Annotated in this window: 22 protein-coding genes; 8 read left to right on the top strand and 14 right to left on the bottom strand. The window is 66.3% G+C overall.

The features are described from left to right. Positions 1-91: 91 nt before the first annotated feature. Genes P12x_RS29510 through P12x_RS29500 form a run of 3 tightly spaced genes read left to right on the top strand, consistent with a single transcriptional unit; the run spans position 92 to position 1421 of the window. Positions 92-448: an ArsR/SmtB family transcription factor gene (locus P12x_RS29510; protein ID WP_435008702.1), complete on the top strand. Its 357-nt coding sequence runs from the start codon at positions 92-94 to the stop codon at positions 446-448. A 2-nt stretch (positions 449-450) separates the two neighbouring features. After that, the gene (locus P12x_RS29505; RefSeq protein WP_435008700.1) at positions 451-927 is read left to right on the top strand and encodes an SRPBCC family protein; all 477 of its coding nucleotides are present in this window, start codon (positions 451-453) and stop codon (positions 925-927) included. Beyond that, positions 927-1421: a DinB family protein gene (locus tag P12x_RS29500; protein WP_435008699.1), complete on the top strand. Its 495-nt coding sequence runs from the start codon at positions 927-929 to the stop codon at positions 1419-1421. The genes P12x_RS29505 and P12x_RS29500 overlap by 1 nt, the downstream gene beginning before the upstream one ends. Positions 1422-1678: 257 nt before the next feature. Here P12x_RS29500 and P12x_RS29495 read toward each other — a convergent pair whose 3' ends face one another. Further along, a complete protein-coding gene (locus P12x_RS29495; protein ID WP_435008697.1) occupies positions 1679-3184 on the bottom strand; it encodes an arylsulfatase in 1506 nt (501 codons plus the stop codon). 132 nt (positions 3185-3316) lie between these two features. Between P12x_RS29495 and P12x_RS29490 the strand changes: the two genes are divergently transcribed. Further along, positions 3317-4078 carry an endonuclease III domain-containing protein gene (locus P12x_RS29490; protein WP_435008696.1) on the top strand — a complete coding sequence of 254 codons (762 nt, stop codon included), beginning with the start codon at positions 3317-3319 and terminating at the stop codon, positions 4076-4078. A gap of 605 nt (positions 4079-4683) precedes the next feature. Then, positions 4684-4815, top strand: a complete 132-nt coding sequence (locus tag P12x_RS29485; RefSeq protein WP_435008694.1) for a hypothetical protein — start codon at positions 4684-4686, stop codon at positions 4813-4815. Positions 4816-4850: 35 nt separating this feature from the next. Here the strand turns inward: P12x_RS29485 and P12x_RS29480 are convergent, their stop codons facing one another. Then, positions 4851-5225 carry a hypothetical protein gene (locus P12x_RS29480; RefSeq protein ID WP_435008693.1) on the bottom strand — a complete coding sequence of 125 codons (375 nt, stop codon included), beginning with the start codon at positions 5223-5225 and terminating at the stop codon, positions 4851-4853. Beyond that, complete coding sequence (locus P12x_RS29475) at positions 5222-5785, bottom strand: Panacea domain-containing protein (protein WP_435008692.1); 564 nt, start codon at positions 5783-5785, stop codon at positions 5222-5224. Before P12x_RS29475 ends, P12x_RS29480 begins: the two co-directional genes overlap by 4 nt. 338 nt (positions 5786-6123) lie before the next feature. Here P12x_RS29475 and P12x_RS29470 point away from each other — a divergent pair, with 338 nt between their 5' ends. Continuing rightward, the gene (locus P12x_RS29470; protein WP_435008691.1) at positions 6124-7629 is read left to right on the top strand and encodes a type IV pilus twitching motility protein PilT; all 1506 of its coding nucleotides are present in this window, start codon (positions 6124-6126) and stop codon (positions 7627-7629) included. A 188-nt stretch (positions 7630-7817) separates the two neighbouring features. Here P12x_RS29470 and P12x_RS29465 read toward each other — a convergent pair whose 3' ends face one another. The 8 genes from P12x_RS29465 to P12x_RS29430 form a co-directional block, all read right to left on the bottom strand. Further along, positions 7818-8819, bottom strand: coding sequence for a CPBP family glutamic-type intramembrane protease (locus tag P12x_RS29465; RefSeq protein ID WP_435008690.1), 1002 nt, complete (start codon positions 8817-8819; stop codon positions 7818-7820). A gap of 111 nt (positions 8820-8930) precedes the next feature. Next, complete coding sequence (locus P12x_RS29460; protein WP_435008689.1) at positions 8931-9209, bottom strand: hypothetical protein; 279 nt, start codon at positions 9207-9209, stop codon at positions 8931-8933. Positions 9210-9284: 75 nt separating this feature from the next. Then, entirely contained in the window at positions 9285-9845 is a 561-nt protein-coding gene (locus tag P12x_RS29455; RefSeq protein WP_435008687.1) for a hypothetical protein, read from the bottom strand. Positions 9846-9851: 6 nt separating this feature from the next. After that, complete coding sequence (locus P12x_RS29450; protein ID WP_435008686.1) at positions 9852-10613, bottom strand: J domain-containing protein; 762 nt, start codon at positions 10611-10613, stop codon at positions 9852-9854. 161 nt (positions 10614-10774) lie between these two features. Beyond that, positions 10775-12379, bottom strand: a complete 1605-nt coding sequence (locus P12x_RS29445; protein ID WP_435008685.1) for a polysaccharide biosynthesis protein — start codon at positions 12377-12379, stop codon at positions 10775-10777. 133 nt (positions 12380-12512) lie between these two features. Beyond that, on the bottom strand, positions 12513-13652 hold the full coding sequence (locus P12x_RS29440) for an alpha/beta hydrolase (RefSeq protein WP_435008683.1): 1140 nt from the start codon (positions 13650-13652) through the stop codon (positions 12513-12515). 150 nt (positions 13653-13802) lie between these two features. Continuing rightward, a complete protein-coding gene (locus P12x_RS29435) occupies positions 13803-14138 on the bottom strand; it encodes a hypothetical protein (protein ID WP_435008682.1) in 336 nt (111 codons plus the stop codon). Positions 14139-14224: 86 nt separating this feature from the next. Then, on the bottom strand, positions 14225-15946 hold the full coding sequence (locus tag P12x_RS29430; protein WP_435008680.1) for an ABC transporter permease: 1722 nt from the start codon (positions 15944-15946) through the stop codon (positions 14225-14227). A gap of 297 nt (positions 15947-16243) precedes the next feature. Between P12x_RS29430 and P12x_RS29425 the strand changes: the two genes are divergently transcribed. Further along, a complete protein-coding gene (locus P12x_RS29425; protein WP_435008679.1) occupies positions 16244-16729 on the top strand; it encodes a VOC family protein in 486 nt (161 codons plus the stop codon). 72 nt (positions 16730-16801) lie between these two features. Here P12x_RS29425 and P12x_RS29420 read toward each other — a convergent pair whose 3' ends face one another. Beyond that, positions 16802-17869 (bottom strand): SDR family oxidoreductase, encoded by a 1068-nt coding sequence (locus tag P12x_RS29420; protein WP_435008678.1) that lies wholly within the window; start codon positions 17867-17869, stop codon positions 16802-16804. A 405-nt stretch (positions 17870-18274) separates the two neighbouring features. On the opposite strand from P12x_RS29420, the gene P12x_RS29415 reads away from it, so the two are divergent. After that, positions 18275-19417, top strand: a complete 1143-nt coding sequence (locus P12x_RS29415) for a serpin family protein (protein ID WP_435008677.1) — start codon at positions 18275-18277, stop codon at positions 19415-19417. 100 nt (positions 19418-19517) lie between these two features. On the opposite strand, the gene P12x_RS29410 is transcribed toward P12x_RS29415, so the two are convergent. Then, entirely contained in the window at positions 19518-19742 is a 225-nt protein-coding gene (locus tag P12x_RS29410) for a hypothetical protein (RefSeq protein WP_435008676.1), read from the bottom strand. A gap of 837 nt (positions 19743-20579) precedes the next feature. After that, positions 20580-21164, bottom strand: a complete 585-nt coding sequence (locus tag P12x_RS29405; RefSeq protein ID WP_435008675.1) for a sigma-70 family RNA polymerase sigma factor — start codon at positions 21162-21164, stop codon at positions 20580-20582. Between the last annotated feature and the right edge of the window lie 232 nt (positions 21165-21396).

Raw genomic sequence — 21396 nt, 5'->3', positions numbered from 1 at the left:
GGGGTGACGCCGCAACGGGTTGCGGCGTTCGGGGCCCCTGGATCCGGAGATCGGGGCTTGAAGTATTCCCATTACGGTATATTATCTCGACATGGCACGAGCGCCCACGACCTCGGATGCCTTCAACGCCATCGCCGAGCCGAGGCGGCGACAGATCCTCGACCTCCTCATCCAGGGCGAGAAGCCCGTGAATGACATGGTCGTTTCGCTGGGCCTGGCCCAACCCCAGGTCTCGAAGCACCTGCGCGTCCTGAGGGAGGTGGGCCTGGTCAGCGTTCGGGGCTCGGGCCATCAGAGGCTCTACACATTGAACGCCGAGCGTCTCAAGGCGATTCACGACTGGGTCAAGACGTTCGAGCCGTTCTGGGATCACCAGCTCGGCCGCATCAAGGAGCGGGCCGAGCGCGAGGCCAACGAGGCGAATAACCCATCCGAGAAGGAGAAGTGATCATGCCATTGAGCGATGTCGAGCAGGAAATCCAGACCCTCTGCGTGAGCCGAGAGGTCGAGATCGCCGCGCCGATCGAGGTCGTGTTCCGGGCGATGCTCGAAGAGGTCGGGCCGGGCGGGGAACTGCCGGACGGCAAGCCCTTCCCGATGGTGCTCGAGCCGTGGCCGGGCGGCCGGTGGTATCGCGACCTCGGGGACAACGCCGGCCACCTCTGGGGGCACGTGCAGGTCATCAAGCCGCCGACGCTCCTGGAACTCAACGGCCCGATGTTCATGTCGTTCCCGAGCGTCAATCACGTCCAGTACCGGCTGACCGCCGACGGGAATGGCACCCGGCTCCAGTTCACCCACCGGGCGATGGGCCCGCTCCCGGATGGATTACGGGAGAACGTCGGGACCGGGTGGGATCACGGCCTGGGCCGGATCGCCGAGATCGCCTCGCGACTGCTGGCCGAGGGCCGGAAGGGGGCGAAGTGATGAAGGCGATGGACAATATCCGCTGGGCGCTGCGGCTGACCGACGAACTGGCGACGAAGCTCGTCGAGGACATGCGGGGCGAGCCCCTGACATCCCCGACCTCGAAGGGCGGAAACCATCCCCTCTGGGTGATGGGTCATCTCGCCGTCGTCGAGGGGATGATCCCGCATACCGTGCTCGGAGAGCCAAACCCGGTCGAGCACTGGTGGCCGATCTTCGGGACCGGATCGAAGCCCTCGGAGGATCCGGGCGCGTATCCTCCCTTCGACGAGGTCCTGGGGAGCTACCGCGACCAACGGGCGAAGAATCTCGCGATGCTCCAGGAGATCGGCGAGGCGGGGCTGGAACGGGCACCGAAGACGATCCCGCCCGGGTTCGAAGACCGGATGAAGACGGTCGGGCGGACCTTCCACCTGATCGCCCTCCACCAGATGTTCCATCTCGGCCAGGTCGCCGATGCCCGCCGGGCCGCCGGCAAGGAACCGTTCCTGTAAGTCCCTGGTCGTCGATCACCTCGACTACTCATCCTCGCTTTATGATCAACATAAGATCACATGACCAATTATTCTGCCATCCCACCCGACGAATGGCGGTATTCCAGGGTCATTGCCCGACGGTCGCCCGGGAATGAATCACCCTCACCCCAGCCCTCTCCCAGTGGGAGAGGGAGCCAGAGGATTCCCTCTCCCACCCGGGAGAGGGTGGCCGAAGGCCGGGTGAGGGTCCCCGCTTCCCGGCACCGTGACCCCACTTACCGGCTCTCGTCCAAAGCCCTCATGGGGAACAAGGTCGAGGCCTTGTGCTGGGAATTCATGAGGGCCAGGAGCCTGGCGACGACCTCGGGGTGGGCGGCGGCGAGGTTGGATTTCTCGGCGGGGTCCCTGGCGAGGTCGTAGAGTTCGACCTGGCCCGGTTGCTTGTTCTCCGCCTGTGCGCCGGCGTTCAGGTGGTGGCGGATCGCTTTCCAGTCGCCCACCCGGATGCACTGCTGGCCCCCGTATCCGGGGGACTCGCGATAGAGGAAGGGTCGGGGCTCCTGCGAGTGGCTCAACAAGGTCGGGGCGAAGCTGATCCCGTCGAGCCCGGGGGGCGTCTGATCCTTCGAGCCGATGAGTTCGAGCAGGGTCGGCAGCCAGTCTTCGAAGCCCGTGACCCGATCGGTGGTCGTCCCCGGGGCGATGTGCCCCTTCCAGCGGACCAGGCAGGGCTCTCGGAAGCCGCCCTCTCCGTAAGAGCCTTTGCGGCCGCTGAACCCGCCGGTGCTGTTGAAGAAATCGGCGTCGGTGCCGCCCAGTTGATCGTAGAGGGGGCCGTTGTCGCTGGTGAAGACCACGATCGTCCGCTCGTCGAGGCCCAGCTCGCGGATCGTGTCCAGGATCCGGCCGACCTCGCGATCCATCCGGGAGATCATCGCGGCGTAGGCGGCCCGGGGTCTCCAGTGCGGCAAGTAGTGCCGATCCCCCGGGTACGGTCGCTCGGGGAACTTCCCCTTGTACTCCTTGAGCGAGTCCTTCGGGACCTGGAGGGCCAGGTGCGGGACGGTCGTGGGATAGTACAGGAAGAAGGGGCGATCCTTGTTGGCCCGGAGGAACTCCAGGGCCTTCCGGCCGATGAGGTCGGGGGCGTAGACCTTCCCGCTGAATCCGGCGTAGCTGGCGGCCCGTTCCGGGTCGACCCCGGAGGGTAATTTCTGGTGTGCGGAGAACTCGGGGTTGTCCAGCCGGATCGACTTATCGTTGTCCCAGAGATGGGTCGGATAGTAGTTGTGGGCGACGGCCTGACAGTTGTAGCCGAACCAGCGGTCGAACCCCTGCTTGAGCGGATCGCCCGTGCTGCCGAACGGCCCCAGCCCCCACTTGCCGAATCCGCCCAGGGTATAACCCTTCTTCTTAAGCACCAGCGGTAGCTTGAGGCTGCGAGGGGGGACCGGCTCCTGCCCCTCGGGGAACCCCTTGGCCGGGCGATTCTCGCGGATGTAACAGTGCCCGGTGTGCAGGCCGGTCATCAGCGAGCATCGGGACGGCGCGCACACGTTGCTTCCCGAATAGTGGGCCGTGAACCGCATCCCTTCGACGGCCAGTCGGTCGATGTTCGGGGTCCGGATCTTCTGCTGGCCGTAGCATCCGAGGTCGCCATAGCCCAGGTCGTCGGCGAGGATGAACACGATATTCGGCAGGTCCCGCCGACCCTCGGCCCGGGACCGGCCTGGCCATAGGGCGAGCAAGACAAACAAGAGGGCCAGGCTTCGGTGTCGCATCGGAGAAACCTTGAGGAGAGGGATGGATCTCGACGGCAACGGAGCGGCCCGGCTCGATGCACTCCCCGGCGGACGCGGGGTCGGCACGCCGGATGCAGTCCTGAGAGTTCGAACCGCCCATCGGAGGATACGATGACGAGAACATCTGCGGCAACCCCGCCCTCGGAGGCACTCCAGGACAAGGCGATGCAGGTCCACGAGCGGCTCTGCCGGGAATACGGGGCCCCGATCCCGTTCTTCCACGACCTCGACCCGCTCAGCGAGCTGGTCTCATCCCTGCTCTCGCACCGGACGAGGAACGCCGATTCCGGCCGGGCCTTCAAGCAGCTCTGGGCCCGGTTCGCCGGCTGGCCGGGCGTCCGGGACGCGCCGACGGCCGAGGTCGAGGCCGCCATCGCCCCCTGCACCTGGCCCGAGCAGAAGGCCCCGAGGCTCCAGCAGATCCTCCGGGCGATCACCGAAAGTAGGGGGGAACTGGCCCTCGACTTCCTGGCCGAGATGCCGGTGATCGAGGCCCGCGAGTGGCTCGAAGACCTCCCCGGGGTCGGCCCCAAGACCAGCGCCGCGGTCCTGCTATTCAGCAACCTCCGACGCCCCGCGCTGCCCGTCGACAGCCATCACCACCGGGTCGCCGCCCGCCTGGGGCTGATCCCCGCCCATGTCAGCGTCGGACCCGCCCACGCCCTCCTCGAAGCCCAGCTCCCCCCCGACTGGTCGGCCCAGCAGGTCTACGACAATCACGAGGCGCTGATGCTCCACGGGCAAAAAGTATGTTTGCACAAGTCTCCACGGTGTAACAAATGCGTAGTGCTCGATCTCTGCCCGAATGGGCAGGAACGGATGCAGTTGAAATCCGAAACGTTCAATGGATCTTCAACATCACCGACTGATTGATCCTGAAAAACAAACCGCCCCTGACGAAGTCGATAAAAGACTCGCCAGGGGCGTCTTGCCAAAGATATTGCCCGCTTGAGCGCTTGCCGACTCGTCTGATTTCATCACCGCTGCCGGTCATGAACATAAACAGCGAATGCAAGTGCGAGGCAAGCGACGACAGCCGAAATCACGTCGGCCATCTGAGAAGCGGATTGAAGAGAAGGCATTTCAACACCCTACCTGAAAACCTACTGATCAGGTCGGGCTGAGGCTCTATAGTTGGGTATTGGTGTAGGTTGTGGTGGTAGTTGGGTATTGGTGTAGGTTGTGGTGGTAGTTGGGTATTGGTGTAGGTTGTGGTGGTAGTTGGGTATTGGTGTAGGTTGTGGTGGTAGTTGGGTATTGGTGTAGGTTGTGGTAGTAGTTGGGTATTGGTGTAGGTTGTGGTGGTAGTTGGGTATTGGTGTAGGTTCGAGCCTCTGCGCCAACCAAGAGGTCTGCACCCCAAGCCCTAGGCGAAACTTGCCCAGGTAAAAGCTATTCTTACTTGGCGGACAAATATTTTCAAGAGGCAAACAAAGAGACCCTCGTCGGCGACCTCGTGACTATGGCCAATACTAGCATTGCGAACCCCTGATATCCGTACCCACGACCAGAAAGTCTGCTTCCCGCGCAATCCGAAATGCGAGGGTTGCGCGGTCCTGGACCTCTGTCCGTACGGCAACAAACGCATCAACGATCACGATCGGGCATGACCCGCCCGTGTCCGAAGCCCATGCCCGATCCGTGCTCAGATCAGCCCCTGAGCGTCGAGCAACTCGCCATACTCGATCGGAAGCTTCGTGGACAAGGCCGCGCCTTCCCTGATTCTTCGAAGGACCGCCTCGGAAACCGGAATATCAGGGATGAGCCGGCCCGAAGCCCTTGCCCCCTCCAACTGGGCGAGAGACGGGGCATTGGCCAGATTATAAGCGACACAGGTCGGATGCCTGATGAAGGGATGATCGCCGGGATGAAGCAGGCAGACGGATTCCTTCTTCGGCTTGAAAGTGGTCAATGAGACGATCAGGACTCGATTGGGGTCCTGATCGGGATCCGAGATAATAACCCACAGGTGAATATCGACCGATGGATCGGCCGGGCGAAAGGTATCCCCCGGCTTCATCGGGCGGGCCCGAAGAGATCTTCCATGTAGTTCCGGGCTGCTTCCTCTTCCTCGACCACCTCGATGGTCTCCCTACCCTCGCCCTGGGCCGCCAGGATGTCCTCCCAGGGGATGAGATAGGAACCGACCTCGGCCCCTTCGGGCCAGTGCCTCCTCCACTCCGGGAAGTCATGGGTGAGGTCGGACAATTCCCACTGATCCTTGCTCCGATGGCGATCGGAGACCTCGGTCAGCTTCTCGATTTCGCCCCTCGAAAGCTTGCCGCGTCCGGGATCTTCCACCAACTTCACGGCATAGCCCTGGGTCCGGATATGCCGATCCCAGTCGTCAAATCTCGAGCCGGCACCCTGGATCAAGTCGTAGACATGACTCAGGACCGGCCCATATTTCATGGCGAATCCCTGATCGCCGGTGATTGAGGCGGCCGTGGCGGCCAGCATCTCCCGGTCGGCGATGTAGAGCAGCTTTAACAACCTCATGTAGGACATCCGCCCCTCTTCGAGACGGAGCAGGACGCCTGCCGCCTGCAGGCTCTTCTCGAAGTTGAAGCGAAGTCGCATGAACCCTCTCCTGTCCCGGATTCCATAAACCCGATGTTGCTCGGGCCATCGCAGCATTGTAACGGCCACCCGGGGCGGCAGCAAGCCAACCAGGGCCCTTTTGTACACATGCCGCCCGCCCCAATTCTCGGCTCCCGATCACGCCCAAGAAATCCAAAATTGTCTTTCTCATGACATTCCCGCCATGATAGAGTCAAAAAGTCCTTTCTCCTGACCCTCCCTTGCATTTAACACACAAGTTTGTTTGCAATCATCCACCACAGGTGGTGCGGGGATGGGATTCGCGCGGGCCGGAAGACTGGACTTTCCCCCTCCCCCCCCTCCCGGGAGCTGCGACCATGAAAGAGGTTGTGCTCGGGCTCGGCCAGCAGAAGAGTTTATGGTCGGTCGTCCAGCAGGCCGACGACCAGTTGCGTGCGATCCACGGGTCTCCTCGACGGATGATCGTCCGGTCGAACGGGATCGAGATCGAGGCGGCCCGTCCCCAGTTCGAAGGCGATTTCCAGTCATTCACCGTCCGCTTCCCCGACCCGAGTCGGGCCCTCCGGGGCTCGATCGAGGGATTCGCGGCGAAGTGCCCGATGTCCTGCGAGGTCGGCGACGTCAACGGATTCCTGGCCTTCCGATGCGCGGCCCCGACGGCCGGGCAGGTCCAGGAACTCCACGACGCCTGCGACTCGCTCTCCGAGACCTTCCCCCTGCCGGAAGTCTGGCGGATCCACGGCGAGGAGTACCGGACGGTCCCGATCAGCCCCGAGGCGCTCTTCCGCGCCATGATCAAGTTCAAGGCCAGCGACATCCACCTCTATCCCGGGGCCACGCCGGTCTTCCGGGTCGACGGCGTGATGCGGCGGGTCCAGGCCTTCGAGGCCCTCTCGTCCGAGCAGATCCTGGCGATGATCGAGACGATCGCCTCGGAGAAGCATTTCCGAGAGTTCAACGAGCGGCAGCAATGCAGCTTCATCTACCACCAGCTGGGCCTGGGGTATGCGCGCGTCTCGGCCTTCTGCAAGGCGGGCGTCCCGCATTGCACGATGCGGTTCCTGCCCGAGAAGATCCCCTCGTTCGAGGACTTGAACATCCCCCGGTCCGCGATGGAGCGGCTGGCCGGGCTCCACTTCGGCCTGATCCTGGTCACGGGGATGACCGGCTCGGGCAAGTCGACCACGGTCGCCTCGCTGGTCGACTGGATCAACACCAACCGATCGCTGCACATCCTCTCGATCGAGGAGCCGGTCGAGTACGTCCACACCGGCAAGAAGTCGATCGTCTCGCAGCGCGACGTGGGCGAGGACATCGGCTCGTTCCACGACGCCGTGCGCGGGGCGCTCCGGCACGACCCCGACGTGATCGTCATCGGCGAGATGCGCGATCCCGACACGATCCGATCCGCGATCAACGCGGCGGCCACCGGGCACCTCGTCATCAGCACCCTGCACTCGGGGACAGCCTACGAGACGGTCAACCGGATCGTCAGCTTCTTCGACCCGGTCGAGCGCGACCTGGTCAAGCTCCAGCTCCGCGACGCCCTGAAATGCGTCATCTGCCAGCGGCTGCTCCCCAAGATCGGCGGGGGCCGGCTCCCCGCGTTGGAATTTCTATTCAACGACACCAAGGCCATCTCCGACTGCATCCTCTCGGGCAACACCATCGGCGTGAAGGTCGGGATGCAGCAAGGCGCCTCGCATTCGTTCATCTTCGAAAATTATCTCTACGACCTCTACAAGAAGAATGTCATCTCCCTGGAGACCGCGCGCGACAACGCCTCCGAACCGGCGATCTTCGACCAGATGAAGTTGGGGACGTATTGCCCCCCGCCGCTGAACTCGATGCTCCATCATTGACCGACGGCGGGATTGCCCCGAAATGCCCTCTGACGATCGCAAGTCGGTGAATCGGGGTGGCAGGAGGTAAGTGGCAGCTTACTCCGGATACGACATTGCTCCCGGGGTAAGCTGGTGCTTACCCCTGCCACACAGCCGCAGCGACGGTTTCCGGGCCACACCGGACGGGCAGGTGGTCATCGACCTATTCAAGGCGGCGAGGGCAGAGGAGTTGTTGCCGGAGGGTTTTTCGGCCGCGCCTTCAGCACCGCCTCGACCTGATGATCCTCCCCATCGCGGGTGAACCAGACCGGTATCCGGTCGCCCGTTTTCTTCGTCCGCATGATAAGCACCAGGTCACGCAGGTCCCCCACCGAGTTCTCGCCCGCACCCGTGATGACGTCCCCGACGCGGAGCCCCGCCTCGGCAGCCGAGCCGCCCGGCATCACCTCGGTCAGGAGGCACCCGCGCCCGCTCTTCTCGCCCCGGACCCCAAGCACAGGGGCGTCCGCATAGGCCGCCGCCGAGAGGAAGAGCAGGCCCAAGCCGAGGGAATTCACGAATCCATGGAACAGGATCGGGGCGATCAAGGCTCGACGCCATTCGTAGAGCAGGCCCATCGCGAATCCGCCGACGGCGATCGTAGCCCGTTCCTGCAGGCTGAATGGGTGATAGAAGCCGAACGCGATTCCCTGGATCAGAGCGGCGAGGATCCAGTGCATCCGCTGTCGTAAGAAGTTGTAGACCATCCCTCGGAAGAACATCTCCTCGGCGAAGGGGGCAACCAGGACAGCCATCGCGACGAGAAATAGCTTGGCGAAACGGCTAGGCGACGCGGCGATCGATTCGAACGGGCTGGACGGCGACTCGCCGAGGGCGACACTCAGGGCGGTCGTCAGCAGTACCATGACGAACACCGAGACCAAGGCGGCGGGAAGGGCGATCGATGCCTCGATGAGGATGCGGCGGAACCCGGGCAGGGAGGACGGGCCGAGCCGGGCGGCCCACAGCGGATAGGCCAGCATCCAGGCCATCGCGAAGAGATACACCGACCGTCCGGGCGAGCGCAAAATGACCGGGGCGCCGGCGAACGACGGAGCCATCGAGTACACAACCAGCGGGGCGATGGCTATCAGCAGGTCTCGCAAACGCCAGGGCACGGTGCGTAGGTCGTGGTTGGGCGCGATGACGGCGGCGGGCGTGGGGGTCATCGAGGTTGCCTTGAATCGGGTGCCTGCCACTTCCTGCGGGCTGGTGGAGTTCGGGCGCCAGGAGCGGCCTCGATCTACCGTGGATTTCCCGGCATGGCCATTCGGGTGGGATCATTCTGGCCGAGGCGAGTGGTAGGTGCAATTGGGAAGGCTTTCCGGGCGATCCCGCTGGGCCTCTTCGGGATGTACCCGCAGATTCTTGGGGCCTCGGGTCCGGGTGCCATGCTCTCGCGAAGCGTGAGCATGAGAGGACGTCCAGGCCATCCCCATGCTCACGCTTCGCGAGAGCATGGCACCCAGCAGGAAGCGTCTCAGGCTTGAGCCCAGGATTCCATAGGCACACCCACCCTGCATGAACCGGGCCTCGCGAAGGGCCGGAACCCTTCGCATGGGGATGGCCTCGGACACCAATGAGATATCGACCAGGACATCCGGCGCCAATTCCCCTGGCCCACTCGGTCCTGCTCACCGTCGACGGTTGATCGATCCCGACGGCCCGAGGATCTCGGGACGGCGCGGTCGGGGATGTCTCGCGGCGTGCCGGGAATTGGCCGGGGGCTTGATCCGGTCGGGGGCGATGACCGGCCCGGCCCGGGCTTCGAGGTCGTCCCAGATCCCGGCCAGGATGGCGAGGGCGGTCTCGGCTCGGGCCTTCTCGACCTTCGCCGAGATCTCTCGGCGGAGTCCTTCCATCCGAGGCCGGTCGAGGACCCCCGACCCGGTCAGGGCCAGGAGCATCGCGTGGGTGTCCTCGACGGCCGACCGCCATCGAGGCGGATCCACCCCGGGGGGCCGGAGCAAGGCGAGCGGGTCGACCGCCGGGGCGACCTTCGAGGCCCCGAACTCGGCCAGGGCTCGGTAGCGATCCTTCCAGCCCCGGAAGGCCAGGTCGAGCCCGAGCCAGAGGGTCAGAATCGCCGAGACGATCACCAGGACCGCCCATCGCCCGGAAGCTCGCGAGCCCCCGGGCCCGGCCTGGTCGTCGAACCTCCAGCGACGGCCGGGGGTTTGGTCCGATCCGGCCATCCCGGCTCAGCTCCACTTCCGGGGGACGGACATCTCGCGGACCACCTTCTCGACCTCCAGCTCGTGCGGGGCCAGGGCGGCCCGCAGGGCTTCGAGGGCCTCGGAGGCCATGACGGCGGTCGGGTAGGTGAACCAGGCGTCCAGGCGGTTGTTCTCGATGTGAGACCGCTTGTTCAGGGCATTCTTGCGGACCCCCTTGGCCTTGAGCGCCTCGCCGATCCGCTTGTGGAACTTGGCGGCGTCGGGGATCTTCGAGGCTCGCTCGGCCAGTTCGTCCAGGGGCCAGGAAACGTGGAGGGTGCAGCTCAGGTTGCGTTCCTCGGGGCTCCTGGTGAAGAGGTCGAGCGAGGCTTCCAGCTCGAATCGGAGGATCAGCAGCTCGGCCAGGACGAACCGGGCGACCCGGGCCGGGTCCTCCCCGGCGTGCGAGTGGCGGGGGGCGCTCCAGCCCTGGACGTTGGACATCGGGTCGGGGCCACCCCCGGCCGGATTCGGGTCCGATGGGCTGAAACCCTGCGTCCAGGTGGCCCGATGGGGCGGCGGGGCGGGCGAAGGCGGCGGGGCGTCGTAGGAGGCGCGGTTGACGACCCGGGCGTTCGAGAGGATCTCGTAGGCTCGGGACACCATCCGGAAGGCCCACTCGTCGCCCCCCTTGTCGGGGTGGTGCTTGAGCGACTTCTGGCGGTAGGCGTCGCGGATCTCGCCGAGCGAGGCCCCGGGGGGAACGCCGAGGATGGTATTGGGGTCGAACTGGAAGGAATGGCTCATGGAGTCGCGCCGCCTCGGACCTTCGGATCGGGGCCACCTCGGGCCGCTCATTTCGCCGAGACCCCGGCACGACGCGGCGGGAACGGTCGCGTCGCTCGCCGGGGTCGAGACAATCATAGGTCCGGGATCAACCTCCCTGCAAACCCCGAGCCTCCCCGCGATCAGCCGACCGGGGCCGGGCGACGCAGGAGCTTCCGGAGGACCACCCCGAGATCGCCCCGCCCTTCGGACGTGAGGGCATAGCCGATCAGGTAGGCCAGCGACCCCACGGCCAGGTTCGCCAGGAACGGGACGGCCCGCATCAGCCCGGTGGCGTCGCCCGGCTCGGGCGAGACGACCGATCGGAACGCGAAGGCGGCCACGATCAGGGCCAGGGCCCCCACCGTCGGCGCCCCGAGTGTCCGCGCCAGGAACTCCCGAGGGCTGATCTCCAAAACCCGGAAGAGGTAGAGGCCCGGCACCAGGAGGTTCGAGATCAGGGTCGTCAGGACCGTCCCCCAGATCACCCCCGAGACCCCCAGCCGGACCGTCAGGAACCAGCTCAGGGGCAGGTTCACCACCGCACCGACCAGGCTCGAGATCGCCACCGTCTTGATCTTGCCCATCCCGATCGCCATCTGGCTGAGGACCGAGAGCACCAGCGGCAGGGTGGCCACCAGGAAGAGTTGGAGCATCCAGGCATCCGGGACGAACGCCCGGCCGACCCACAACTCCAGGAAGGGCGCGGCGTAGATCCCGGCCAGGAGCGTCACCGGGGTCAGCAAGGCGACCAGGAACCGGGTCCCGTCGTACTTGATCCGCTCCAGGCTCGACCGGTCGCCGCCCGCGGCCAGGCTGACCACCGCGGGCATCACCAGGTAGGCCAGCGTCCATCCGGTCTGGCGGATCTGGAAGAACGGCCGGCTCACATTCTGGTAGACCGTCAGCAGGGCCTCGGAATGTGCCGAAGGCAGGGCATAGCTCAGGACGTTGATGTCCACCTTGTCGGCCAGGACGACGCTCCACTGCATCATCGTCATGTAGATGCTGATGTGCAGCATCGACGCGTAGTCCGCCCGCCTGGCCCCGAAGAAGTGCGGGACGTACCCCAGCTCGCGCGACATCACCCAGAGGCTCGGCCCGAGCGACAGGCCGATCTGGATGGCGAGCTGGCCGATCACCACCGCCAGGAACGGGGCATCGGTCCAGTAGCCGACCGCCAGCACGCCGAACCGGAGCACCACGATGGCCAGCTCCAGACGGGGGATGAAGTCGTACCGGCGGGCCGCCTGGAGGACGCTGCCCACGACCGTGGACATCCCGAAAAAGGGCGTCGTCAGGATCTGGACCCAGAGCAGCCCCAGGACGAGGTCCCGGGTGTTTCCCTGGAATCGGGCCGGGACGCCCCCGTAGACGATCCCGACGAGAACCAGCATCTGGATCAGGGCCACGCCCGCGTAGAAATTCATCCCGCAGGCGATGGCCCGGTTCACGCCGTCGCGGTCGCCCCGGGCGTAGGCGTCCACCATCTGCTTCTGGAGGGCCGAGCCCATCCCGAATTCGAGGAGGAACTGGATGTACCCGAACGACAGGGCGAACAGGTAGGCGTCGTTATTGGCGAACCCGATGTATTTCTGGGTGAGCGGGACGCTCCAGAGCGCGACGATGACCGCGAGCGGCGTCTTGAGGGCCAGCCAGAACGTCCCGCGCATCATCCGGCTGAGGGTCGAGCTGGCGGGCGGCTCGGCGGGTCGAGTCGAGGGTGGGGGCATGATGGCCGGGGGCACGGAATCCTTCCTCCGGAGTCTCTCCTGGTGCTGCGCGCACTTCCACGCCGCGGTCGCCATGATAGCCCGAGAGCCCGGATCTGGGTAGGCCGACCGGCCCTCCGGACCGGCCCGGCCCCCCTCTCCCTCATTCTTACCGGACCGCCTTCTTCGTGGCGGCGGGGTCGGTCCGGTCGGGGTGTTTGACCACCTTCGGATCGAGGTAGGTGACGGGGTTCAGGAGATACCGGCCTTCCCAGTCGTCCCCCTTCGACTTGATCGTGGCGTCGAGGAACCGGGTGAGCGTCCCCGTCAGGTTGGGTTCGAGGCGGAGGAGCTTGTAGCCGTGGAGCGCCGAGGGGAAGGTGTCGACCTGATTGTTCCGCTGCCGCTTGACGATCGCCTTGATCGAGGCCGGTCCGTCGTCGATCAGGCCGAGCGAGGCGGCGTCGCGCTCGCCGACCATCAGGTCGATCGGGACCCGGGCGGCCAGGGCGGTGATCGGGGCCTTGATCGGCAGGCCCTGGGCCTGCTCGTCGATCATCGGCGAGATCAGGACCAGCGAGTTGAGGTCGCTGGTCCGGCCTTCGCTGGAGACTCCCCCCCCCAGCGCCGCCCAGTGGACGGCCACGTTGGCCCCCTCGCCCAGGGCTACCACGCCGAGCTTGGCCACGTTCAGCTCGCCCCAATTATGCCGGTCCACCAGGGCGTGATAGGCCAGCTGGAGGTCGTTGACCACCGCCGGCCAGTCGGCCTGGGTGAGGTTCTTCCGGGGATTCGACCCGTGCCCCCGGAGGTCGATCGCCAGGACCGCGTACCCCTCCTTCTGGAGGCTCTCGGCCAGGGTCAGCTTCTTGAGATCGCCGATCGGCTCCTCGAAGTCCTTGCTCGACCGCTCGCGCTCGTGGACCAGCAGGACCACCGGGGCCGACTCGCCCAGCTTCGAGGGATAATACGAGGCGGCCAGCGGCGAGCCGGCCCCCTCGGCGATCTTGAACTGATAGCGGAACGTCCCCGCCGGGGGCAGGGCCTGCCCCACGGTCCCCGCCGGCGCGTTGGGGTCGGCCGGGATGGCCAGCGGGTCGGCCCCCTTGCGGACCCCCTTGGCGGGCTCTCGGCCCGGGGCCCGGAGGAGCCGGCCCTTCCGGGCCGACTTCGCCTTGTTCGAGTTGGCCGGGGCCTCCGCCTTCTTGGCCGCCGGATTGTCCTGCGCCACGACCGCGCCGACCACCATCAGGGCCAGGGCCATCGTCGATGCCGCCAGCTTGGACCAAGGACCACGATGGCCTCGCATGCGAACCCCCCGGGGATCACCCCGCCACCTGGACCCGATCGTCACGCGGACACTCCCCATCTATCGTAGAATCCGCCGACCCCCGACACAAGCACGACGAGCAAACCTAGCATGCCACCGGGTTTGATGCCGGGATCGACGGATCTCCGATCAGGCCGAAGCCGAGTCGCCCTGGCCGTTCGACCCGGGTCGGTCGCGGAGGGCCTGGCGGATCGCCTCTTCCATCCGGGTCCTGGCCTCGGGGGGGAGCCTGCCTTCGGCCTGGCCCGACTCGGCGGTCTCCAGGCGACCCCGAAGCCGATGGGCATCGCCGAGGATCAGGATCTGCCGCCGGAATCTCCGACAGGGGAGGCAGACCAGTAGGTGACCCCGGAGCGCAAGCCGATCGACCAGGCCGAGCGGCTCGTCCCGTTCCCGAGAAGCCAGGGCCGAGGCCTCCTCGCAACGAAGGGCCAGGATTCGGAGGAGCCGCGACGGGCCGTTCATGGTGATCTCGGCGAGAGGACGTGTCCGGCTCCATCATACGAAATCCGGGGAGAGTCTGGCGAATGGCAAGCGAGCGGCGTGCCGGATCACTCCGAATCGGCAACCTCGCGGGGCGACCGGTCGTCGATCCGGCCGAGGCTGCGGTTGAAGGTCTTCAGGGTCGCCAGCAGTAGGCCGAGCGAGACCAGGCCGTACGCGACGATCCAGAGGGCGAGCCAGGCGGCCTGATCCCCGGAATCGCGCCCGGTGGCCGTGCCGCCGAACACGGCGCCGGAGAAGCCGACGCCCCAGAACGGGCTGGCCGCGGCGAAGCCGGCACCGGCCTTGCCGAAGAGGTTCATCCCCGCAGGAATGGCCGCGATCAGCACGACGAGGTAAATCCCGACGGTTAGGCCGATGGCCCGCCCCATCCGGGGGAGCCAGGTGGCCAGGGCCAGGCCGAGGCTCGTGATCGCCGCGCCATAGGCGACGACCAGGACGCCGATCAGGACCGGGCCCAGGACGGACCCGGTGTGCGTCGCCAGGGCCGCGGCGATGAGCAGAGGCAACACCGCCAGCGGCGGGACGCCGCGGAAGGTCCCCCACCACTTGCCCAGGACGATCGACCGGGTCGCCAGCGGGGTCGAGAGCAGCACGTCCAGGCTCCCGCGCTGGCGTTCCTCGGCCAGGCTGGTCGCGGACGAGATGCTCAGGAGCAGGAGCCCGGCGGAGACCTGCAAGCCACCGATCACCGCGCCCATCTCGCGGCGGCCCGGCCCGGCACCTTGGAGTACCCCGGCGATCGCCCAGAAGGTGGCCACGCCCGACCCGGCGAAGTAGAGGCCCCAGACGGCGACCGACCAGCGCGACGGACGCCGCCGATGCCACTCCCGCCAGAGCACCGGGTTGCCGTCGAGCGACGGCGACGGCAGCAGGGCGGCGAGCCGGGCAAGCGGACCTCGCCGGCCCGACCGACCAGGAGCCTCCCCCTGGCTCGATTGCCGGATCACCACCACCCGGACCCGCCAGGTGGCCGCCGAGGCCAGCATCGCCGAGGTCAGGAGCCCGAGCATGCAGAACCGGGCCTGCTCCCCCAGCCCGATCGGCCCCAGCCCCGGCGGGCCGCCCAGCGGGGCGAGCACCAGGAAGACGGGATTGTAGGGCAGCAGGGCCAGATAACCCGGCAGCCAGGCCGGCCGGGCCCACCCGGGGAGCATCGGGGCCAGGACCGCCCAGATCGGCCCCGAGAGCAACCAGGAGATCCCGAAGGCGTAGGTCACCAGCAGGACCTCGTGCGTCTTCCGGCCCCAGACCGACAGCGTCAGCGCCAGCGAGCAGCCGAAGACGCCGCAGGCCAGGCAGACCAGGCTCGCGCCGATCAGCAACGCCGGGGCGACGCCGCCGAGGGGCGTGGCCAGCGCCAGCACCGGGGCGGCGCAGGCGATCAGGCCGAGCACCGGAACCAACTGCGCCGACAGCTTGCCCAAGACGATCTCGGCGTCGGTCAGATCGGTCGCGAACAGCAGGTCCAGGTTCCCCCGGGCCTTGTCCAGGCAGATCGCCCCGGCCGTCGCCGCCGGGGCCGCCAGGCCGACCAACCCGAGCAGGATCAGCACCATCACGGCGTAGAACCCCCGGCCGATCTCCGCCTGCTCGCGGGCCGATGCCCCCCCCGCCCCTCCGTGGTTCTCCATCCAGACGGCCGACAGGCCGAACAAGAGCAGCAGGACCAGCAGCGACCGGAGGGCATAGCCCTGCCATCGCCTCGAGGACGCCAGCCATTCACAAGCGAAGACCGGGCCCGGCACCGGCCATCTGAACCTCGCCATCGCGTCGGCCTCCCGCATCCCCGGAGCAAACGCCCGCAGGCCGATCCGCGATCCTGGGCCGGCCATCGGGGATCAACCCGATCTCACTTTATATTGCAAAGCGTGTCGAATACAAGGGCCTTCCGACGACCAGTTCGGGGGGAAGGCCCTGGTCCTCACGAATTCAGTGTACGTCCGTTGACTTTCATCCGATCAATGGTTCCAATCCCCCGAAGCTGGGATCTTCCCGGGGCGATGACCGGAGGCCGGCAAGGAGCTGCCTTCCCGCTCGCCCGCAGCTAGTAGAGGAGAACGTCGATGAGCAAGATGACCATCTGCCTGTGGTTCGACCACGGCCAGGCCCGCGAGGCGGCCGAGTTCTACGCGAGTGTGTTCCCCGACAGCCACGTCGGGAAGCCCCACGCCTCCGCCGTGGACCTCCCGTCGGCGAAGGTGGGCGAGGATCTCACGGTCGAGTTCACCGTCCTGGGCCAGTCGTACCTCGGCCTGAATGGCGGGCCGAATTTCAGGCCGAACGAGGCGGTCAGCTTCATGGTCCTGACCGACGACCAGGAGGAGACCGACCGCTACTGGGACGCGATCGTCGGCAATGGCGGCAAGGAGAGCCAGTGCGGCTGGTGCAAGGATCGCTGGGGCTTCTCCTGGCAGATTACGCCCCGCGCGCTGCTCGCCGCGACGACCGACCCGGATCGCGCCGCCGCGAAGCGGGCCATGGGGGCCATGATGAAGATGAGGAAGATCGACATCGCCGCGATCGAGGCCGCGCGCCAGGGCGAAGGCTGACCCGCCAGGCTCGACGAGTCGGGGTCACGGCATGCCGTGGCCCCCGGCCACCCCGACCGAACAGGAATCTCCCTAACCCCCCGGGATGATCCGATCCCGCCGCAGCCGGGCGAACAGGTCGAGGAACGAGCCGAGGGTCGGCTGGTACTCGTGGAATCCGGCCAGGCGGCTCTTGGTCATGTCGGTCACGACCTCCATCTCCCGGCCGAGATCGAGGTCGGTGTGCCAGGCCGAGGCGAGTTTGGTGAGGTCGGGCTCGGCGAGGCCGTACTTCTGTGCGATGTCCTTCCAGGTGGGACTGGCGTCGGCCAGTTGGGGTTCCAGGGGGGTGGCCCGGCCGGGATAGGGGGCGGCCTCGATCCCGAAGTCGGCCGCGAGCCGGGGCCAGAGCCAGTTCCATCGGAAGATGTCGCCGTTGACGATGTTGAACGCCTGATTCCGGCCGGCCTCGGAGGTCGAGGCCCATTCCAGGTGCTTCGCCAGGACCCGGGCGTCGGTCACGTCGGTCAGCCCTTCCCACTGCTGCGGCGAGCCCGGGAAGACGAACGGTCGGCCGGTCTCCCGGCAGATCGTGGCGTAGACGGCCAGGGTCACGCCCATGTTCATGGCGTTGCCCAGCGCATAGCCGATAATCGTGTGCGGGCGATGCACGCTCCAGGTGAAGCCCATCCGCGCGGCCGCCTCGAAGACCTCGTCCTCCTGGTTGTAGTAGAAGTTGGCGAAAGGCAGGCGCGGCATCTCCTCGCGGAAGGGGGTGACCGGCTTCGAGCTGGCGTAGGACTCGAACGGCCCGAGGTAATGCTTCAGCCCGGTGACGAGGGCCGCATGCCGGAGGCTCCCATCGGTGCCCAGGGCTTCGAAGAGGTTCCGGACCATCGCGGAGTTGACCCGGCAGTTCTCGGCCTCGGTGGCCTGCCGCATCCAGGTCGTGATGAAGACGTGAGTCGGATCGATCCCCGAGAGGCCCGACCGTAACGATCCCGGGTCGAGCAGGTCGGCCGCGACCGGCCGGACCTCCTCGATGTCGACCTTCGGCTTCCGGGCCAGGCCGTAGACCTCCCAGCCGTTGGAGACCAGTTGCGAGGCGAGATTGTTTCCGACGATCCCGCTCACCCCCGCGATGAGTGCCCTCGATGCCATGATGGGTATCCGATCTGAGAAGTTTCGATCTGCTGATGAAATCCGCCCGGGCCAATCTCGGCCGTACCCGAACTCTAGGGCCTTGTGACCAGGGGGACAAGTCGGCAAAATTCGGGGACGTGGTCCCCAAAAGATGCCCATCATGCCGCAACCCGGCCCGATCATCCTCGACGAGAGCTGTGCACCCCGGCGTCCGCCAGCGTTGAGGACGCTCCTATCTCATGGATCTTTTGGAGCGGAGCGATGGGCCTCGGTGTGTCTCGGGTACGGTCGCTATCAATCCTGTTCTTGGTCGCCGCGCTCGCCGGCTGCCAGAAGACTCCGAAGCCTGTCGAGCCCGTTCCTCCGCCAGGGATGCCTGCGACGCTGCCTTTGTTCCGGCCCACCGGTGGTGGGAGCGAGAACATGCCAGCGATCGTTCGCGCGAACAACGCGTTCGCCATGGCGCTCTACCAACGGCTGCGGACGCGTCCCGGCAACCTGCTCGTCTCGCCCGCATGCCTTTCGGCCGGGCTGGCCCTGATCCGCGCCGGGGCACGCGACGAAACAGCCCGGCAGATCGCTCGAGTCCTGCACCTTCCCGACGGCCTCGGACAGGCCGACCATGCCTACGCCGCGTTGATCCGAGACCTCAACGCCGATGCCGAGGACCGCTCGTACCAAATCCGACTGGCCAACGCCACCTGGGTCCAGGGAGGTTATCCGCTGCTCGACTCCTATCGAGCGACGCTCGAGGAAGACTTTGCCACCGAAGGCCACCGGGTCGACTTCTCCGGCCGTCCCGAGGAAGCGTGCCGCGTGATCAATGCCTGGACGGAATCGCGAACGGGCGGAAAGATCGCCGGGATGCTTCGACCTGCCGATTTGCCGTCGAGCACGCGGCTGGCCCTGACCAGCAGCCTCTATCTCCGGGCCAGCTGGAGGCAGCGGTTTCGACGGGAGCGCACGCGTCAGGATCGCTTCCGCGTAGGCCCGGACGAGGCGGTCGACGTCCCGATGATGAATGACCACTCGTACTCGAGCGTCCATGGCGATTACGATGGCGGCTCGTTCCAGGCCCTGGAACTACCCTGCGGGTCCGGTAGCGAGTTCGCGATGGTGGTGGTGTTGCCTCGCGAGAGCGACGGGCTGGCTGACGTTGAGGCCACCTTGACGTCGGAGTCGCTGGACTCGTGGTGGCCCCGGTTCCGGCAGCCCGAGGAGATCATCATCGAGTTGCCGAAGTATCGAATCCGAACCGACGTGTCGCTCAACCATCTGCTTTCGGAAATGGGGATGCCCTTGGCATTCGACAGTCAGGCCGACTTCTCGGGGATCAACGGCAAGAGCCGTGACCTCTTCCTCTCCGAGGCGAGGCACGCGACTTTCCTCGACGTCCACGAGGAGGGGATCGAGGCCGCCGCGGCGATGGATGCCATCAGTCCCGACGCCTACGGGGAGGAGCCACCTGTCTTCCGCGCCGATCATCCGTTCCTGTTCCTGATCCGCGATACTCGATCCCGTTGCATCGTGTTCCTGGGACGGGTCGTGAACCCGTTAGAGCAGTAGGAGTTACGCAGTCGGCCTTCGACGGAGGCGGTCGGAGTCGAATTGGGGGATTCTGGTAGGATGGGCATCGCTCACCGTCATGGCTAGAAGCCAATCCCCATCACAAACCACCGCCTCCCAAATCCCTAATGGCCGCGATCTGCCGCGCGCGTTCCTCGTCGCGGAGTTTGCGGGTGAGTGCCCTCTCCTTCTCCTCGGCCTCGATGGCTTCAACTTCCTCGGGACTGAAGATCAGCTCCGTCGACAAGGGCTCCTGGCAGAAGCCGCATCGCGCGTTTCGGCGGCTGAGGATCGGGCGGTTGCAGGCAGGGCAGCGAAGTCGCATGTCATCCACCTCCGGGTCCCCGTGAGGCCCAATCGTAACCTTCCGGGGAACATTTCCTCAACGGAGAGGGCTCTCCCGGGCCGACCGGCCTGGAAACGAACCCAAGGATTCGAGTCCAAAATGGCCCGATTTCACGCTCAGAACCCCCGATTCCAGGCTCGAAATGGGCCGATTTCGCGCATGAAATGGGTCGATATCGAGGGGTCACGGTCGAGCCCCGGCCCGGGGGGCGTCCTCCTTTTGCGCGATGGCCCCGAAAGTTGTGCTAACGAGGTCGGACTTCCTCGATCTTATCCCAGAAGGTCTGGTGCCGGGGAACGGGCCGGACCTGGAGATCAGTGGTGACGATGAGTCGGGCGGGAGGGCGTTCGATGCTCGGGCCTGGGTTCGTTCGGCGGGGGGCATCTTTCCAACAGGAAAGGACCGAGTCGGCTACGAGAGCTTGGGTTCGTTTGGCTCACGGCATCGGGGACAGACCCCGGTCCTTCGGTTGCTCTGAAAATCCCTACTTCGATCGCAAGATGGTTAATCTGGGTGGCAGGGGTAAGCGGCCGCTTACCCCGGATCCGACGTTGCTCCCGGGGTAAGCGGCCGCTTACCCCTGCCACCCAATCCGATCCTTGGGTTCGTTCGGCACGGGGGAGCAGGCCCCAATCCTTGGGTTCGTTCGGCTCGGGGGTGGGGAGTCCGGGCTCGGTCCCTGGGTTCGTTCGGCGTGGGGGTCGGAGAGCCTCGCCCGATCCTTGGGTTCGTTTGGCGCGGGAGGGTCCATCCCGGAGTCGATGCCCGATCCGGCCGGAGGAGGGCTTCTCGGGCGGGATCGTCCCGGCCTGGGGATCACTCGCGGAACCAGTTCTCTTCCAGGCACTTGCGGAGATGCAGTCGGGCCCGGTGGAGCCTGATCCGGAGATTCCCCGCGCTGAGGTTCAGGATCCGGCGGACCTCCTCGGCTTCTACTCCGTCGCGTTCTCGGAGAGCGAAGGGCTCGGCCAGGTGGCGGGGGAGGCGGTCGAAGCAGCCGTCGAGGACTTCCCGGAATTCTTCCTTTTCGAGCGACTGTTCGGGCGAATCCCAGCGGGCGGGGGGGCGGATCCAGAGGCCCGCGTCGTCGAAGAAGGTCGAGACTTCGGGGCCTTGCGGGAGGGGCGACCCGGCGGCCTTCCGGTGATGGTCGATGATCTTGCGCCGGAGGATCGCCACGAGCCAGGTCCTCGTGGTGGATCGGCCCTCGAACCGGCCGATCGCGCCGAGCGCGGCCAAAAAAGTCTCCTGGACGAGATCCTCGGCCAGTTCGCGACTCTTGAGGCGGCCGAGGGCGAACTGGAACAGGGCGTCGCCATGATCGGAGATCCAGCCGAGGGCCTGGTCCTCGGTCGGTCCCGAAGTCGCGGGATCGAGGTCCGGCGGTGGGTCGGCCGTCATGCTCGGGACCCTCGGGTCGGCGCCGGCGTTCGCGGGCGGGTCGGGGCGAGTGGCCGGGTTCGTCCCGATCGGGGGGAGCCTCGCCCATCATCGTCGCGAGAGGCCGCCGGGGTCAATTCCGCTTCTCGGGTTGTAACGCCCGGGCGATTCTCCCGACTAAACCCACGACGTCGGCCGCCGGCCGCTCACGACATCGGGAATCCCGGCTTTCCGGGGACCATCCAAAGAAGGA

The sequence above is a fragment of the Tundrisphaera lichenicola genome (genome assembly GCF_051175385.1).
Taxonomy (GTDB): Bacteria; Planctomycetota; Planctomycetia; order Isosphaerales; family Isosphaeraceae; genus Tundrisphaera; species Tundrisphaera lichenicola.
The sequence above is the reverse complement of the archived record's forward strand: the minus strand, read 5'-3'. Positions and strand labels throughout refer to the sequence as shown.

Excerpts from the sequence above, each read along its gene's own strand:
- P12x_RS29430 (WP_435008680.1), bottom strand. The coding sequence starts at position 15,946 with ATGGCGAGGTTCAGATGGCCGGTGCCGGGCCCGGTCTTCGCTTGTGAA.
- P12x_RS29475 (WP_435008692.1), bottom strand. The coding sequence starts at position 5,785 with ATGCGACTTCGCTTCAACTTCGAGAAGAGCCTGCAGGCGGCAGGCGTC.
- P12x_RS29510 (WP_435008702.1), top strand. The coding sequence starts at position 92 with ATGGCACGAGCGCCCACGACCTCGGATGCCTTCAACGCCATCGCCGAG.
- P12x_RS29405 (WP_435008675.1), bottom strand. The coding sequence starts at position 21,164 with ATGACGGCCGACCCACCGCCGGACCTCGATCCCGCGACTTCGGGACCG.
- P12x_RS29415 (WP_435008677.1), top strand. The coding sequence starts at position 18,275 with ATGCCAGCGATCGTTCGCGCGAACAACGCGTTCGCCATGGCGCTCTAC.
- P12x_RS29495 (WP_435008697.1), bottom strand. The coding sequence starts at position 3,184 with ATGCGACACCGAAGCCTGGCCCTCTTGTTTGTCTTGCTCGCCCTATGG.
- P12x_RS29480 (WP_435008693.1), bottom strand. The coding sequence starts at position 5,225 with ATGAAGCCGGGGGATACCTTTCGCCCGGCCGATCCATCGGTCGATATT.
- P12x_RS29505 (WP_435008700.1), top strand. The coding sequence starts at position 451 with ATGCCATTGAGCGATGTCGAGCAGGAAATCCAGACCCTCTGCGTGAGC.
- P12x_RS29435 (WP_435008682.1), bottom strand. The coding sequence starts at position 14,138 with ATGAACGGCCCGTCGCGGCTCCTCCGAATCCTGGCCCTTCGTTGCGAG.
- P12x_RS29460 (WP_435008689.1), bottom strand. The coding sequence starts at position 9,209 with ATGCGAAGGGTTCCGGCCCTTCGCGAGGCCCGGTTCATGCAGGGTGGG.
- P12x_RS29440 (WP_435008683.1), bottom strand. The coding sequence starts at position 13,652 with ATGCGAGGCCATCGTGGTCCTTGGTCCAAGCTGGCGGCATCGACGATG.
- P12x_RS29420 (WP_435008678.1), bottom strand. The coding sequence starts at position 17,869 with ATGGCATCGAGGGCACTCATCGCGGGGGTGAGCGGGATCGTCGGAAAC.
- P12x_RS29450 (WP_435008686.1), bottom strand. The coding sequence starts at position 10,613 with ATGAGCCATTCCTTCCAGTTCGACCCCAATACCATCCTCGGCGTTCCC.
- P12x_RS29425 (WP_435008679.1), top strand. The coding sequence starts at position 16,244 with ATGAGCAAGATGACCATCTGCCTGTGGTTCGACCACGGCCAGGCCCGC.
- P12x_RS29470 (WP_435008691.1), top strand. The coding sequence starts at position 6,124 with ATGAAAGAGGTTGTGCTCGGGCTCGGCCAGCAGAAGAGTTTATGGTCG.
- P12x_RS29455 (WP_435008687.1), bottom strand. The coding sequence starts at position 9,845 with ATGGCCGGATCGGACCAAACCCCCGGCCGTCGCTGGAGGTTCGACGAC.
- P12x_RS29490 (WP_435008696.1), top strand. The coding sequence starts at position 3,317 with ATGACGAGAACATCTGCGGCAACCCCGCCCTCGGAGGCACTCCAGGAC.
- P12x_RS29500 (WP_435008699.1), top strand. The coding sequence starts at position 927 with ATGAAGGCGATGGACAATATCCGCTGGGCGCTGCGGCTGACCGACGAA.
- P12x_RS29410 (WP_435008676.1), bottom strand. The coding sequence starts at position 19,742 with ATGCGACTTCGCTGCCCTGCCTGCAACCGCCCGATCCTCAGCCGCCGA.
- P12x_RS29465 (WP_435008690.1), bottom strand. The coding sequence starts at position 8,819 with ATGACCCCCACGCCCGCCGCCGTCATCGCGCCCAACCACGACCTACGC.